This window comes from Vibrio sp. 1401 (assembly GCF_033340295.1).
Genome location: NZ_JAWOWF010000015.1, coordinates 64,165 through 78,663 on the forward strand (window position 1 = coordinate 64,165; position 14,499 = coordinate 78,663).

A 14,499-nucleotide genomic window follows, 5' to 3' on the forward strand; every position below is an offset into this window, starting at 1 on the left:
ACTCTTTGCTAGTCAATCTTAGGCGGTGTAGTAAACGTATGATGCGGCGCAGGGCTTGGCACTGTCCACTCTAAGCCTTCCGCACGTTCCCACGGTTTTGCAGAGGCCTTTTCCCCGCCACGAATACACTTGATCACCAACCATAAGAAGATCAGTTGTGACAACCCGAATGCAAACCCACCAATTGATACTATTTGATTAACATCAGCAAACTGAATGGCGTAATCCGGTATGCGTCTTGGCATGCCCGCTAAGCCTAGGAAGTGCATTGGGAAAAACAGGACATTGACGGAAATAATTGAGCACCAGAAATGCCATAAACTCAGCTTGTGGTCGTACATATTGCCCGTCCACTTAGGTAGCCAGTAGTATGCCGCTGCCATGATCGAGAATACCGCACCAGATACCAACACATAATGGAAATGGGCAACCACGAAGTAAGTGTCATGATATTGGAAATCCGCCGGCACAATCGCCAACATCAGTCCCGAGAAGCCGCCAATAGTAAAAAGCACAATAAAGGCAATGGCAAACAACATTGGCGTTTCAAATGTCAGAGCTCCACGCCACATGGTGGCAACCCAGTTAAAGACTTTAACCCCCGTTGGTACCGCAATCAGCATAGTGCAATACATGAAGAAGAGCTCAGCAAAAACTGGCATCCCCGTGGTAAACATGTGGTGCGCCCACACAAGGAAAGATAACAATGCAATGCTGCACGTCGCGTAAACCATCGAATGATAACCAAACAGCTTCTTACCACTGAAAGCAGGCAGAATGGCGGAAATGATTCCAAACGACGGTAAAATCATGATGTACACTTCTGGGTGACCAAAGAACCAAAAGATGTGTTGGAACATTACCGGGTCACCACCACCAGCTGCGTCAAAGAAGCTAGTCCCGAAATATTTGTCAGTAAGAACCATGGTCACTGCACCCGCTAGTACCGGCATAACCGCGATCAACAAGAAAGCGGTAATTAACCAAGTCCAAACAAACATTGGTAACTTGAACCAAGTCATTCCCGGAGCTCGCATATTTACGATCGTCACGATAACGTTGATCGCGCCCATAATGGAGCTGATACCCATGATATGCACAGAGAATACAAACAGCGCAGTGCTATCTGGTCCATAAGTCGTGGACAGCGGAGCATAAAACGTCCAACCAAAATCAGGACCGCCGCCAGGTAAAAACAACGAGCTAAACAAAATAAGAAATGCAAAAGGTAAGATCCAAAAGCTCAAGTTGTTCATGCGCGGCAGCGCCATATCAGGAGCGCCGATCATCATCGGGATCATCCAGTTAGCAAGACCCGTAAATGCTGGCATCACCGCACCAAATACCATCACTAAACCGTGTACCGTGGTCATTTGATTAAAAAACTGCGGATCGACTAGCTGTAGCCCTGGCTGGAACAGTTCGGCACGAATGATCATTGCCATCGCACCACCTGTTAGAAACATCGCAAAGCTAAACCAAAGGTAGAGGGTGCCTATGTCTTTATGGCTTGTAGAATACAACCAACGAGTGATGCCCTGGGGTGCATGATGCTCGTGACCATCATCGATCGCAATGGTACTGTTCGCACTGGCTTCTGCTGGCGCAGACTTCACTGCCTTATCTATTGGCTTACTCATATTTCCTCCTTAGCACTGCCTTGTGCCTTAAAGGCATTCACATCGGATGCTTGCACTGTATCGCCAGTATCGTTGCCCCATGCATTTCGTTGATATGTGATAACCGCGCCAATTTCTTTGTCACTTAACTGATTAGAAAAAGCCTGCATTGCGGTGCCCGGGCGACCGTTGACAATAATATCTATGTGCTCTGTAACATCTCCGGTTGCAATAGGACTGCCTTTAATCGCGGGAAATGCACCCGGAATCCCCTCACCATTTGCCTGATGACACACAGCGCAACGCGCCGTGTATATCGATTCGCCTTGCGACATCAATTCGTCCATAGATAAGTCTTGAGAGAGCGCTTCTTGTGCCGCCGCTTTTTGAAGCGCGAGTTCTTCCTTCTTACTCGCTAGCCATTCATCGAACTTTTCTTCTTCCATTGCATGCACCACCACTGGCATAAATCCGTGTGCACGACCACATAGCTCCGCACACTGACCGCGATATACGCCTGGCTCATCAATTCTTGTCCATGCTTCATTGATAAAACCTGGAATGGTGTCTTTCTTGACGGCAAAGTCTGGTACCCACCAAGAGTGAATGACATCATCAGAAGTCATCAAAAAACGCACTTTGCGATTCACAGGCAACACCAAAGGGTTGTCTACTTCCAGTAAGTAATGCGCGCCTTTAGCTTCGATTCCATCAATTTGTTTTTGGCTGGTGGCAAGCAAACTGAAGAACTCAACATCTTCACCAAAATAGCTGTAATGCCATTTCCATTGCGAGCCTGTGATCTTGACCGTGATATCCGATTGGCTTGTGTCTTCCATTGCTACTAGAGTTTTTGTTGCGGGAATCGCCATAGCGACAAGAATGATGATGGGTATGACCGTCCAAATAATTTCCACTTTTGTGCTTTCATGGAAATGTGCTGCAACTGCTCCTTTTGACTTGCGATGACGGAAGATGGAATAGAACATCACACCAAAAACAATCAAAGCAATTACACAGCAGATATAGAAAATCAGCATATGTAATTCATACACTTGCCCACTTATCTCTGTGACCCCTTTTGTCATGTTGTAGTCATTTTCCTTTGACCAACCAAAAGAGGAAAATGTGATTAAAATCACATTCAGTGATAAGGCTAGAGTAGTCGTTAATCTTTTCAAAAGATCTCTCCTCTGCTCAGCCGCTACGCCTACGCGAGCTTCCTTGCGTCCCGATGCAAATATCGAACAACTTTACGAAAAATCACAAAAACTACGATTTCGACACGGTTTGTTATATTTATGTTAAAAGGCTAGTTATAGTTCCAAGGTTCTTCAAGAAATTAAATATGATTAAATTTTGTTCGGATAAGAAAAATTAATTCGGTTTATCGATTGCCCTCTTTGAAATGTAATTGAGAACCATTTACATTGATTTAAAAGAAAACATTGAGATACTTACCAAACGAAGTGTCCAAGAAAGTAGGCTCCCCCTACTAAGGAATGACTGATATGACAGCACTAATTACGCAATGGCTAGAACGAGACCCTGATCCTAAGACTCGTGAAGAGCTACAACACCTCGTCGATACGAACAATGAACAAGAACTTACTGATCGCTTTGGCTCACGCCTTGCCTTTGGTACTGCAGGCTTACGTGGCAAAGTGGGCGCAGGTCCAAACCGAATGAACCGCTTGGTGATTCAAGAGACCGCCACTGGTTTAGGGAACTATTTGCTTGAGCAAGTCAAAGATGCCGCGAGTCGTGGTGTCGTTATTGGCTACGACGGTCGTCCCGATTCAAAACAATTCGCGCATGATACCGCATCCGTACTGACGGCCCTTGGTATCAAGGTTTACCTAACGTATGACGTTGCAGCAACCCCAATTGTCGCGTTTGGTGTCCGTACATTGAATGCGGCGGCCGCTGTTGTTGTTACTGCCAGTCACAATCCACCAGAATACAATGGCTTTAAAGTATATTGGGAGAATGGCGCACAGATTATTCCTCCACACGACTCTGGAATCGCAGCGAAAATTGATGACGCAACAACGAAGCCATTACCTTTAATGTCTCTCGATGATGCAAAACAGCACGGTTTGTTAGTTTGGTTGGAAGACGACTACTACCAAACTTACCGTAAGACAATGAACGAAAACGCGCTGCTTACTCCTGACAACAATACCGATATATCTATTGCTTACACCGCAATGCATGGCGTTGGCGCGAATATGGCGGAAACGCTACTTGCCGACGCAGGCTTCCAAAAAGTGGCAAGTGTTAAGGAACAGCGCGAACCTGATGGAAGCTTCCCAACCGTCAACTTCCCAAACCCTGAAGAAGCCGGTGCAATGGATATGGTGATGGCATTAGGTAAGTCCGTAGATGCCGATATCGCTTGCGCGAACGATCCAGATGCGGACCGTTTTGCCGTGGCAGTTAAACGCCCAGATGGCGAGTATCAAATGCTAACAGGTGATCAGGTGGGCTCACTGTTTGGCGATTACTTGCTGGAACAGCAACCTAACGCTTTGGTTGGCAACACCATCGTATCCTCAAGAATGCTGAGCAGCATCGCTAAGGCGCATGGCGCACAATACTATCAAACATTAACTGGCTTTAAATGGCTTACTAACGTTGCCATGGAACAAGAGACAGAAACCAACCCATTCTTGTTTGCTTATGAGGAAGCGCTCGGTTATACCGTGGGTAACAAGGTGTGGGATAAAGATGGTTTATCTGCAATCGTCGCGTTTTCACAGCTAACAGGCAAGCTTAAAGCGCAAGGCAAAACACTGTGGGATAAACTGGAAGAGCTGTACCGCGAGCACGGTTTCTACTTCAACGCACAACGCAGCATCGCTCTCGACCCGAACTCTCCACCAATCGGCGACAAACTCCGAGCCAATCCACCAACAGAGATTGCTGGTAAAAAAGTTGCAGTAACCGAAGATCTAAAAACATCGGTTCGCATGTTTGACGACGGCTCTGAAGAATCCATTGACTTACCAGCAAGTGACGTATTGATTTATCACCTAGAAGATCAATCTCGCGTGATTGTTCGTCCTTCTGGTACTGAGCCAAAACTAAAATGTTACTACGAAGTCATCAACCTCTTCCCTGCGGATATGAGCTATGAACAAGCACAGCAAGCAGCAGAAGCGAAGATGAACGAACTTATCGACGCGCACCAGCAAAGTTTGTAAGTCAAAGAGAAACATAGATATTTGATACAACAAGAGGCGCAAATTCGCGCCTCTTTTTTGATTTTCACTAGAACAAGTCAAGCTAACCCGTGCTTTCCCTAGCCTACAATTTCCTTTTGTAGAAAGTACTTGTGGATGCCCTCTGCAGGATAGCCTGAGTACTGCCCCACTTTCTCAAAACCCAATTTGAGATAGAACTCAAGAGCTTGAAAGCTGTAGGTATCCAAATAAACATGGGTAACCCCATGAGGCTTTACTTTTTGTTCTAGCATCGACATTAATTGACTACCGAGACCAGAGGTTCGACTTTCAGCGTCTACCCACAAAAACTCAACAAACACCGTATTTTTAAACATTTCGCCAGTCAAGCCACCCATGATCTTGCCATTCTCATCTTTTGCGAAACAGCCTACAGCATGCACTTCCCCTTCAGGTAAATGCAGTCGGTTATAAGATCGAATACCTTCACGAACAAAATCAAGGTCTGTTTGATCTGGATTTAAACAAAATTCAAGCTTCATATATCCTCTCCTTAGGAAACACCAATATCCTAAAACAAAAAGCCAGCAATTGCTGGCTTTCTAATGGAATATGATAACTTTACAAGGCGAAACTACTCAGCATCCACAACGCCAGAATAACAAACACTAACCCCATTAGTTTATGTTGATACGTGCGGAATTTTTCGTTCTCGAGCAGCCCTTTGCCCAATGTGCCTGCTAACCCAACAAGTAATAAATTGAATGACAAGCCAAGAACGTTCAACAATAACCCTAGCGCTAGCATCTGCTCACCGGAAGATGCAGTGATATTGCTTGAGACAAACTGCGGCAAAAACATCACAAAAAAGACCAAGGCTTTAGGGTTAAGCAAATTACTCATCAAAGCACGCTGATAATAAGTTGATGCCATTTTGTTTTGACCATCAAGCTCTGGAGCCGAAGATGCCTCAGCTCGTAAGCAGTCCCAACCCATTTTTAACAAGTAAGCGCCACCTAATAGATGAAGGACTTTAAGGGCTATTGGGCTCATGGCAATCAGGGTAGATACGCCCATCGCAGCAAGCAAAGTAAGAATAACACCAGACGTCGCATTGCCTAAGCTAGCAAAAAGACCGACCTTCTTACCGTAACTCATACTAGAGCTCGCTATCAGCAACATATCGGGCCCTGGTAACAGCAACAAAGCCACTACTGCGGTGAGATAAACAGGAAGTACAGATAAATCAATCATGATGGAACCGCTTTTCTACAACAAGGCGGCGAATGTTATACCAACAAAATAACATCATCCAGCCCAAAATAGCCAAGATAAGTCAAAAAATAAAAATCATAGTTTGCCCAGTTGAAAAGTAGCAATCAATTCGCCTGTTTATCAAAATCGAATAGCAATTTTGTACAAAAATAAGCACGATGGATCCGTTACACTTCTAAAATGATTTTCTTGAGCAGACCGGATAAAGATGAAAGAAAAGAATAAGGAAATCGCTACCTTCAAGATAGCTCAAGAGCTCGGCGGTTTAGAACTTCTCGATGCAAAGTATGAGAAGCAGAATTTTTCACGCCATAGCCACGAAGGTTACACTATTGGTGTCATCGAAAAAGGGGCACAACAATTTTTTAGGACGGGCGGGAATCATATCGCGCCACAGGACAGCATCATCCTTGTTAATGCAGATGAAGTACACAACGGGCATTCAGCCTCGGAAGGCGGTTGGGAATACAAAGCAATGTACCCTGTACCTCAGCAGTTTCAAACTTTAGGACAAGAGCTTGGTTCACCAAATGTAGCTCTGCCCTATTTCCCTCAACCTGTGGTTTACGATCCTGAGCTGGCTAGTCAGTTACGATTGGTATTTGAAACACTAGAAAAATCAGACAACCGTTTATTGAGAGAAACTTTGGTTTACGGCACGTTGATCAAGCTAGCCAGTAAACACAGCACTCATCGGGCACCACTGAAAGAGTCAACCAGAGCTCAGCGACAAGTGCAGCTCGTCAGAGAATTTTTGGAAGACTTTCCACAAACGGACGTCTCACTAGAAGAACTCGCCAAACTGTCTGGATTAAGCCCTTTTCATCTGCTGAGAGAGTTTCAAAAGCAATTTGGCTTTCCGCCTCATGCCTATCAAATTCAGCAACGTTTACGTATGGCGAAGAAGCTACTAAAAATGGGACAAAAAATTTCAGACGTGGCACAAGAATGCGGCTTCCATGATCAAAGCCATCTGCATCGACACTTTAAAAAAGCCATGGGCGTCACTCCCGGCCAATACGTCCGTCACAGCTAAAGCAGCAATATTGTACAAGGCGTTATGCGACTACCGAGCTATCTTGGTAATCTGATTTAGGAATAAATAAGAAGAAACTATGGACCACACTTTGCCGTTAAAAAAAGAATCAAAAGCCACGCTATTTTGGCAAGGTACACTTGCGATGATGCCTCTGAGTATCGCAGTGCTCCCTTGGGGCTTACTCGCAGGCTCATTCGCAATTGATACTGGGCTTCACCCTTTGGAAGGACAAGCACTATCCGCCATTTTGTTCGCAGGTTCTGCACAGCTCGTCGCGATGGGAATGATTAAAACGGGAGCAGGTCTAGTGACCATGTTACTGACAACGTTTTTTATCACCTCTCGACACTTCCTCTACAGTGTATCGATGCGCAGTAAAATTGCACCGCTCCCTCTAAAATGGCGATTATCACTCGGCTTCTTACTTACTGACGAGCTGTTTGCGATTGTAGGCCACCATTCCGATAAACAATTTAATCGCTGGTATGCACTTGGGGCTGGTCTGAGTTTTTACCTGTTTTGGAATGTCGCGACATTGACGGGCATTATTGCGGGAAGTCTAATCCCTGAACTGAACGAAATGGGTTTGGAATTTGCTGTAGCCGCTACTTTTATCGCGATAGTAGTACCCACCATTAAAAATGCAGCGGTGCTCGCGAGTGTTATTGTGGCTTTGGTGAGCTCAGTTGCCCTAACCTATTATCAAATTGAGGGAAGTTTGATGATTTCGAGCATTTTAGCCATGCTTACTGGTTACTTTGTGGAACAAGTAAAGGAGAAACGCTAATGATCATGTTGGCTATTTTGCTGATGACGGTACTTGTTTTCACCAGCCGCTACTTGTTTTTAGAACCCAAGCTACCATTGCGATTAGGGACGCGCACTCAAAAAGTACTCAATTACGCTAGCCCCGCAGTACTGACTGCGATCTGGGCACCGATCGTTTTCATTCCCGATGGGGAGCTCAGCGTCAATGTGCAAAACCCATTTTTACTGGCTGCCGTACTGGCTGCTTTAATCGCGTATTTTACTAAAAATGTTCTTTTAACGACGGTTATCAGTATGGTGGTATTTCTCGTTCTACGAATTTGGCTTTAATCCGCCAACCACTCAATCTCCAACAAGGTGACATCGCCACACTTTAATCGACCAAGGAAGATGTCACCTTCATGTACCTCACCAACGCCCTTTGGTGTACCAGTCATCACTACATCGCCATCTTGAAGTGTTGTGTAACTGGTTAATTCATCCAGGATAGTTAGCGGCGGATAGAGCATTTGGTTAACGTGACCTTTTTGTACACGAACACAGTTGATTAAGAGCTCAAGGTTTAGATCATTGATATCAATGTTATCCAAAGAGACAAACCGACTAAACACAGCGGAGCCATCAAATGCCTTAGCACGCTCCCACGGCAACCCCTGATTTTTAAGCGAGGATTGCAAACCACGCTTGGTCAGATCCAATCCCAAACCAACCGCTGAATAACGTCCATCCTTGATCAAAAAGCAGATTTCAGCCTCATAATGAAGGGGCTCTTGATGGAATGAACGCAGAGTTGTTGATACGGAGGTTGCGGGTTTATTAAATACAACCATTTGCTCAGGCATTGCATTATTAAGCTCATGAATGTGTTCAACGTAATTTCGTCCAACACAAAGCACTTTACCCACTTCTACTTTCTTTTCTTCAACTTGAATAACACTCATCATTCTTCCCTGCAAAACAAAAATCCCATCATAATCTAACCTATTGACTTAACGACACTAAATAGCAACCTCTAGTGTAAAAAATAAGACATTCACCCCGTTTTGAATTTTGTATCATCTAATTGAAACAGCAAAGTATTTGTAAAACAAATAGACAAAAAAGCCAGCACGAGGCTGGCTTTAGATCAATGAGCTTGAATAATAGTTCTCGCTAAACCCTATTATAGGTAGTAACGAGCACCTAACGCCCATTTGTCATCAGTTTCACGACCATTGTCGTCATTTAGGTCAAACTGGTAACCCGCGTAACCAACAAATTTAGGCGTGAAGTTGTATTCTGCTTGTAGTGCCATTTCTTCACGAGCAGTTTCTGTTTTAGAGTTCTTAAACTCTTTACCTTCCACCATTTCATAGTTAACACTCAAGTTTAGGCTGTTCGCCAGAGCGTATGCGATGATCGCCTCGTACGCATCACTTTCTTCTAAACGGTCACCTTTTGCACTGAAGTTCATGTTTTCGTTTGAACCATAAACTGCAGCAAGGAATAGGCCTTGGCCGTACGCACCGTAAGATGCTGATACAACGTGTGATTCCGCCGTGTGCTTACCTGCATATGCAGGGTGCTGGAAATCGCCGCCATTGTAAGAGTAACCGATTTTAGCGCCCATGATTGAGTAAGAAAGCGCAGCTTGCACACGGTCATCGTATTTAGCACCGCCAGTTATAACTCCAGCATCGTTGCGCGTGTAATCATCGTTTGCACCCTGCCAACCAAGACCAAAGTTGATCACACCCGCTTCACCCAGCTCGATGGCATTACGGTAAGAAAGCATTTTATCCGCACGGCCAGTGCCAAGGTTTCCATGATCGTCATAGATGAAGTCGTTGGCAAACGCGATTGGCATATCTGCAATACCTGCGACATCGTAGTAAGGTGACCATTGCGTACCACCTACTGCACGACCATAAACCTCATGCGTTACACCTAAGTAACCTAGACGCGTTTTAAACGACTCTTCACCACCGTCTAAGTAGTTTAGCGCCCATTCACCACGTGCGTCTGCGGTGAAGCCATTACCCAAATCCTGTGTCGCAGAGATATTGATACGAGGAGAGTTAGTACCCACATCCGTGTCACCTTGCTCTGATCCATTTAAATTAACAGAAACGTGGCCGCCCATCGAAAATGTTGTGCCATCGTTATTATATAGTTCCACTGCAACTGCTTGAGTACCGAAGGTTGCTGCCGCGATTGCCGCTGCTAATAATTTTTTATTCATTTCTAAATCCATTACTTATTAGTTGGTTAGTCAGTTTTAGACCCGGCTTTGGTTCACTTTCGTAAAAACGAAATGATGAACAAAGAGAGGAATACAAAGGCTATCCGAGGCATCGTTTCCACCAGATTAGTTTTACCTTTGTGTAACAACTGCCGACACTTTATTTGATTAGTTCCTGACAACCGAGTGAAAAGATCTCAGACAAAACCTAAAAAGCAATCGTTTACTTAGCCTTCAAGAAATCGAGAAATAAAAACCTTACAATAAGAAATGCTTTAGAGAGAGTTAGCTCACAAATAGCTGATGATTCGCTATTTTTAGGCCAAACTTCCCTGCCAAATTGAAATGTTTACTTACATTTAGGGTCAAGAAGCAATTCAGGAACTTTTTGAAAAAAACACAGTCTTTAACGGAGAGGAAAAAACCTCAAAAAAGATAAACCTTTCTTTTTATAAGTGGTATGAGAAGGGGAACTTATTCTTTCCAGCAATAAAAGTGCAATCAAATCATAACTTAACAGAAATCTATCTTTCATTTTCAGCCTTTACCTTAGCGTCATCAACACATCGGGCAAGAAAGCCCATCGATTACAACTAGGGTAATAAGAAAATGAAAAAGGCAGCACTAACTACTGCAATTCTTACAGCATTGGTATCAGCACCATCATTCGCAGCAACTGTATACAAAAACGACGGTACTGAATTAAAAGTTGGCGGCCGCGTTGAGTTTCGTGGTGACTTCATCGGTTCAGACGGTGCTGAAGTTGAAGGTTCCATGGAAGATAAAAGCCGTGCTCGTCTTAACCTAAAAGGTAAAACAGACATCGGCAACGGCCTTTCTGCTTTCGGTGTTTACGAAGCCGAACAAAAAACGGGCAAGAGTGAATTCAAAAACCGCTACATGTATGCAGGCGTCGACTCTGATATCGGTGCTTTCTCTGTAGGTCGTCAAGACATGGCTGCAGTCATCATCTCTGACATGACGGATATCACAGAATTCTCTGGTGTTCAGCAAGTTATTGATTCGTCGTCTGATAAGCAAGACAGCGTTTTCGCATACCGTGGTGCGTTTGATGCACTACAACTTCAAGCAACCTACCAAGCAAACTCTAGCGATAACGAAGATAAATACGGCATCTCTGGAATGTACTCACTACCAATGGGCCTCGACTTTGGTCTTGCATACTCTGGTGGCGATGTAGATAAAGATAACTCTGAAGATCAAATTCTAGGTGGTATCGCTTACTCGATGGACAACCTTTACCTAGCAGGTACTTATTCTCAAGGTTCCCTGACTGACTCTGAAGACTTTACGGCTTACGAGCTAGTCGCAAGCTACAAAGTAGCAAGCAAAGTGACACTTGCAGCTCTATACACAGCTCAAGAGAATGATCCAGACAACGGTTCAAAGTACGACACCGTTGAAGGTATCGAGCTTGTTGGTTACTACAAACTAAACAGCAACTTCCGTACTTACCTGTCTTACTACATCAACCAACTTGATGAAGCAAAAGATGCAACAACAGGTCTAGTAACAGAAGGCGAAGATACACTGCGCCTAGGCGTACGTTACGATTTCTAGTTCACTCTTGTCCTAAGAGCGAGTCCACTTGGCCAGCACCTTTGCTGGCCATTTTTTATGTAACCCAACACAACTCGATAAGTTTTCACACTATCCAAGCATCGCTCAGCAATGAAAAACGAGCGTAACGACGCCTACTTCTGCCCTCTTTTAATGCGATTGATCACTAAGTTAGTGCATTTCATCTAATCGACAACATAGAAAAACAAAAAAACCATTTAAAATCAAACATATAAAAGTTGGCACGTGTTCTGCAATATTATTTATGCAAATGCATGGCAGCGTTTGTGCTTCTCGTTCTTTGTACCTGTTATAACAGGCACGTCCTTTGAATTGGTAATGTCGCCTCCCTCTGGGAGGCATTTTTTTATTGGCGCGAAAAACAATAGGACGTATGATCCCGCCACCTCTATCAAACTGGAATTTTTCAATTGAATCATCATCCTGTTCAAGGTGCGTCCTGGATGCTAACAGCTGGCTTGGCATTCGCCATAGTGAACAGCTTCGCCCAAATTGCTAGCATCAACTTTGGTGTCTCCTCCACCACATTTGCGTTATTCCAATATGCAATCGCCTTATTTGTTATTCTGCCCTACCTACGTACACTTGGGATTAGACGTTCTTTAAGAACCCAACACTTTGGCTGGCATGCATTCCGCATTTTTCTCTCTGTTATCGGGATTCAACTTTGGTTATGGGCTCTCGCTTACCCAGTTCCAATTTGGCAAGGTATTGCACTTCTCATGACCTCCCCGTTATTTGCCACAGTTGGTTCTGGCTTGTTACTCAAAGAAAAAGTAGGTACTGCACGCTGGCTCGCTACATTGACGGGGTTTGTTGGTGCCATGATCATTCTTGAGCCTTGGGCAGACTCATTTACATGGGCGACCCTGCTCCCTGTTGGCGCCGCATTTTTCTGGGCAGCGTATTCATTAATGGTTAAAAAAATGTCGGTAAACGATCCGCCATCAACCATGGTTGTCTATTTATTGCTGCTGATAACACCATTTAATATCTTGTTAGCGATACCGACGTTTACTATGCCAGATACGTGGACGATATGGGGTGTGCTTTTAGCCGCAGGTGCACTTACAGCACTCGCTCAATGGGCTATCGTTAAAGCATATGCAGTAGCAGACGCCTCATTTGTGCAACCATTTGATCACGCCAAACTGCCTTTGAATGTTGTTGCTGGTTGGTTGGTGTTTGGTTGGGTGCCACCTGGTCGTTTATGGTTAGGTGCTGCGATTATTATTGCATCTATTGCGTTTATTACGCATTGGGAAGCGAAAAAGACAAAGTTAATTGAAAGAAAAATCTAATTTAAAAGTTCTATATTTTCAGGAAAGGAAATGAGGAACCCATATGAGTCAACCAATCAAAATTACACTGTATCGCTGGGCTGGTAGTTGGGGCCCATTCAAAGTCAATATTCCTTGTGGTGAATGTACATTAACCAAAGATATTTTAAAGGATACTTTTGAAAACGAACTAGCCAATGTGCCCGTTGAACTTGAAGTAAAAGATTGGTTATCGCACTGGTGGGAACCATTAAAAGCTGGTGCTTGGCATGCACCCATTCTTCTTGTCGAAGGGAAAGTTATCAGCCAAGGAGAAGCATTGAATCGGGGTGTGCTTGTACAGTCTGTTATTGCTGAGTGGGTAAAACGCGATGAGCTAAAAGGCAACATTGTTTATGGTAAAGCAACTTGCCCTTACTGTGTCAAAGCCAAACAATTACTTGACGAGGCTGGCGTTCAGTATGAGTACCATGATGTAGTTAAAGACAGCGCCGCCTTATATCGCATGATTCCTGAAGTAAAAGCCATCATTGGCGAAAAAACACCGGTAACAGTGCCGCAAATTTGGTTAGATGGAAAATATATTGGAGGCGCTGACGATTTAGAAAAGTGGTTATCAGCAAAGGGGCTAGATAAAGTGCCTAACAATGTTGTGGAGATACCAAGCCAATCCGCGTAATTCTAGATTTAAATGTCATCAGTCTTTGAGTAGCGTTTTGCCAATGTTGTGCAATATGTTGGCTACTTACTAACAACAAAACAGAGAAAAGCAAAAAGCCCTGATTTTTCAATCAGGGCTTTTTAAATTATTTCGCCAGTTTTTTAATAACACGAGCAAAAACAGAAGCTTTTTTCTTCTTCGCTTTACCGTAAAGCGCTTTGTGCATCGCGTCTTTTGCAATCATCTGGCCAATATAAGCACCACCAAGTTCGTTACCCATGACCTTCTCCTGAATGTATTGACTTAACTATGTAGTAATTTTACACCACAAATAGATAAAAACAAGACTCCAGTCACATTTATTTTGTAATTAACTTTCAGTTTGGTTTTCGTGGATTTTTTGAAATGAGCGTCTATCGCTTCGGTTGTTGGTATGTTTTACCCGCCGCGACGTACGTATCTTTCTGTTTGATTTCAAAGAATGTTTCAAAGAACCACGCTGCAAACTTGATCAAGTGATCGCCTTCATTCATGACGTGCTCTACGTATTCTTGCTCTTCTCCGGACTCGTCTTCTTGAGTGGTAATATGGTAAATACGTTTCTCACCATCAACTTCTGCAAGGCCAAACTGACCCGTTAGGGATTGCGCCGCTTGTGCAACTTCTTCTTCCTCACACGCCTTCAAGACTTCGAGCGCCTTTGGCATGCTTTCTTGCTGAGTAATTTCTTTTACCAGTGTTTCAAATTCGTTTTGTTGCATTCTTTCACCTAACGATTAGAGATCGGATAGCCATTGGGCAGAAATGTATTCCAAGCTTGAGAGAAGTATCAAGGTTCGCCCTCTTCCT

Annotated in this window: 15 protein-coding genes; 7 read left to right on the plus strand and 8 right to left on the minus strand. The window is 44.0% G+C overall.

All coding sequences use genetic code 11. The features are described 5' to 3' along the window. Positions 1–8: 8 nt before the first annotated feature. Both ctaD and coxB read right to left on the minus strand, forming a co-directional pair. Positions 9–1,640 (minus strand): cytochrome c oxidase subunit I, encoded by a 1,632-nt coding sequence (gene ctaD / locus R7Z77_RS10100; protein ID WP_064354592.1) that lies wholly within the window; start codon positions 1,638–1,640, stop codon positions 9–11. Next, positions 1,637–2,800 carry a cytochrome c oxidase subunit II gene (gene coxB / locus R7Z77_RS10105; protein ID WP_005385208.1) on the minus strand — a complete coding sequence of 388 codons (1,164 nt, stop codon included), beginning with the start codon at positions 2,798–2,800 and terminating at the stop codon, positions 1,637–1,639. The genes ctaD and coxB overlap by 4 nt, the downstream gene beginning before the upstream one ends. A 330-nt stretch (positions 2,801–3,130) precedes the next feature. On the opposite strand from coxB, the gene R7Z77_RS10110 reads away from it, so the two are divergent. Beyond that, on the plus strand, positions 3,131–4,825 hold the full coding sequence (locus R7Z77_RS10110) for a phospho-sugar mutase (protein ID WP_025768465.1): 1,695 nt from the start codon (positions 3,131–3,133) through the stop codon (positions 4,823–4,825). A 98-nt stretch (positions 4,826–4,923) separates the two neighbouring features. On the opposite strand, the gene R7Z77_RS10115 is transcribed toward R7Z77_RS10110, so the two are convergent. Beyond that, positions 4,924–5,346, minus strand: a complete 423-nt coding sequence (locus tag R7Z77_RS10115; RefSeq protein ID WP_005375519.1) for a GNAT family N-acetyltransferase — start codon at positions 5,344–5,346, stop codon at positions 4,924–4,926. A 79-nt stretch (positions 5,347–5,425) separates the two neighbouring features. Then, the gene (locus R7Z77_RS10120; RefSeq protein ID WP_005375522.1) at positions 5,426–6,058 is read right to left on the minus strand and encodes a LysE family translocator; all 633 of its coding nucleotides are present in this window, start codon (positions 6,056–6,058) and stop codon (positions 5,426–5,428) included. A gap of 229 nt (positions 6,059–6,287) precedes the next feature. Between R7Z77_RS10120 and R7Z77_RS10125 the strand changes: the two genes are divergently transcribed. The 3 genes from R7Z77_RS10125 (at position 6,288) to R7Z77_RS10135 (ending at position 8,216) form a co-directional block, all read left to right on the plus strand. After that, the gene (locus R7Z77_RS10125) at positions 6,288–7,115 is read left to right on the plus strand and encodes an AraC family transcriptional regulator (protein ID WP_005385198.1); all 828 of its coding nucleotides are present in this window, start codon (positions 6,288–6,290) and stop codon (positions 7,113–7,115) included. 79 nt (positions 7,116–7,194) lie between these two features. Beyond that, complete coding sequence (locus R7Z77_RS10130) at positions 7,195–7,905, plus strand: AzlC family ABC transporter permease (protein WP_064354591.1); 711 nt, start codon at positions 7,195–7,197, stop codon at positions 7,903–7,905. Beyond that, positions 7,905–8,216 (plus strand): AzlD domain-containing protein, encoded by a 312-nt coding sequence (locus R7Z77_RS10135; RefSeq protein ID WP_005385193.1) that lies wholly within the window; start codon positions 7,905–7,907, stop codon positions 8,214–8,216. The genes R7Z77_RS10130 and R7Z77_RS10135 overlap by 1 nt, the downstream gene beginning before the upstream one ends. Here the strand turns inward: R7Z77_RS10135 and R7Z77_RS10140 are convergent. Together R7Z77_RS10140 and R7Z77_RS10145 are read right to left on the minus strand one after the other, a co-directional pair. Continuing rightward, positions 8,213–8,827: a fumarylacetoacetate hydrolase family protein gene (locus R7Z77_RS10140; RefSeq protein ID WP_017635857.1), complete on the minus strand. Its 615-nt coding sequence runs from the start codon at positions 8,825–8,827 to the stop codon at positions 8,213–8,215. The two genes, R7Z77_RS10135 and R7Z77_RS10140, sit on opposite strands and share 4 nt — an antisense overlap. A 221-nt stretch (positions 8,828–9,048) precedes the next feature. Then, positions 9,049–10,107: a porin gene (locus R7Z77_RS10145; RefSeq protein WP_064354590.1), complete on the minus strand. Its 1,059-nt coding sequence runs from the start codon at positions 10,105–10,107 to the stop codon at positions 9,049–9,051. Between the two features lie 609 nt (positions 10,108–10,716). Between R7Z77_RS10145 and R7Z77_RS10150 the strand changes: the two genes are divergently transcribed. The 3 genes from R7Z77_RS10150 (at position 10,717) to R7Z77_RS10160 (ending at position 13,668) form a co-directional block, all read left to right on the plus strand. Continuing rightward, positions 10,717–11,688, plus strand: a complete 972-nt coding sequence (locus R7Z77_RS10150; protein ID WP_005375535.1) for a porin — start codon at positions 10,717–10,719, stop codon at positions 11,686–11,688. A gap of 464 nt (positions 11,689–12,152) precedes the next feature. Continuing rightward, positions 12,153–13,010, plus strand: a complete 858-nt coding sequence (locus R7Z77_RS10155; RefSeq protein WP_318136650.1) for a DMT family transporter — start codon at positions 12,153–12,155, stop codon at positions 13,008–13,010. 43 nt (positions 13,011–13,053) lie between these two features. Further along, positions 13,054–13,668, plus strand: coding sequence for a glutaredoxin domain-containing protein (locus R7Z77_RS10160; RefSeq protein WP_064354589.1), 615 nt, complete (start codon positions 13,054–13,056; stop codon positions 13,666–13,668). A 127-nt stretch (positions 13,669–13,795) separates the two neighbouring features. On the opposite strand, the gene R7Z77_RS10165 is transcribed toward R7Z77_RS10160, so the two are convergent. Further along, the gene (locus R7Z77_RS10165; protein WP_017635854.1) at positions 13,796–13,930 is read right to left on the minus strand and encodes a hypothetical protein; all 135 of its coding nucleotides are present in this window, start codon (positions 13,928–13,930) and stop codon (positions 13,796–13,798) included. A gap of 133 nt (positions 13,931–14,063) precedes the next feature. Next, positions 14,064–14,411: a hypothetical protein gene (locus R7Z77_RS10170; RefSeq protein ID WP_005391198.1), complete on the minus strand. Its 348-nt coding sequence runs from the start codon at positions 14,409–14,411 to the stop codon at positions 14,064–14,066. Positions 14,412–14,499: the final 88 nt, after the last annotated feature.

Excerpts from the sequence above, each read along its gene's own strand:
- ctaD (WP_064354592.1), bottom strand. The coding sequence starts at position 1,640 with ATGAGTAAGCCAATAGATAAGGCAGTGAAGTCTGCGCCAGCAGAAGCC.
- R7Z77_RS10110 (WP_025768465.1), top strand. The coding sequence starts at position 3,131 with ATGACAGCACTAATTACGCAATGGCTAGAACGAGACCCTGATCCTAAG.
- R7Z77_RS10115 (WP_005375519.1), bottom strand. The coding sequence starts at position 5,346 with ATGAAGCTTGAATTTTGTTTAAATCCAGATCAAACAGACCTTGATTTT.
- R7Z77_RS10120 (WP_005375522.1), bottom strand. The coding sequence starts at position 6,058 with ATGATTGATTTATCTGTACTTCCTGTTTATCTCACCGCAGTAGTGGCT.
- R7Z77_RS10125 (WP_005385198.1), top strand. The coding sequence starts at position 6,288 with ATGAAAGAAAAGAATAAGGAAATCGCTACCTTCAAGATAGCTCAAGAG.
- R7Z77_RS10130 (WP_064354591.1), top strand. The coding sequence starts at position 7,195 with ATGGACCACACTTTGCCGTTAAAAAAAGAATCAAAAGCCACGCTATTT.
- R7Z77_RS10135 (WP_005385193.1), top strand. The coding sequence starts at position 7,905 with ATGATCATGTTGGCTATTTTGCTGATGACGGTACTTGTTTTCACCAGC.
- R7Z77_RS10140 (WP_017635857.1), bottom strand. The coding sequence starts at position 8,827 with ATGAGTGTTATTCAAGTTGAAGAAAAGAAAGTAGAAGTGGGTAAAGTG.
- R7Z77_RS10145 (WP_064354590.1), bottom strand. The coding sequence starts at position 10,107 with ATGAATAAAAAATTATTAGCAGCGGCAATCGCGGCAGCAACCTTCGGT.
- R7Z77_RS10150 (WP_005375535.1), top strand. The coding sequence starts at position 10,717 with ATGAAAAAGGCAGCACTAACTACTGCAATTCTTACAGCATTGGTATCA.
- R7Z77_RS10155 (WP_318136650.1), top strand. The coding sequence starts at position 12,153 with ATGCTAACAGCTGGCTTGGCATTCGCCATAGTGAACAGCTTCGCCCAA.
- R7Z77_RS10160 (WP_064354589.1), top strand. The coding sequence starts at position 13,054 with ATGAGTCAACCAATCAAAATTACACTGTATCGCTGGGCTGGTAGTTGG.
- R7Z77_RS10165 (WP_017635854.1), bottom strand. The coding sequence starts at position 13,930 with ATGGGTAACGAACTTGGTGGTGCTTATATTGGCCAGATGATTGCAAAA.
- R7Z77_RS10170 (WP_005391198.1), bottom strand. The coding sequence starts at position 14,411 with ATGCAACAAAACGAATTTGAAACACTGGTAAAAGAAATTACTCAGCAA.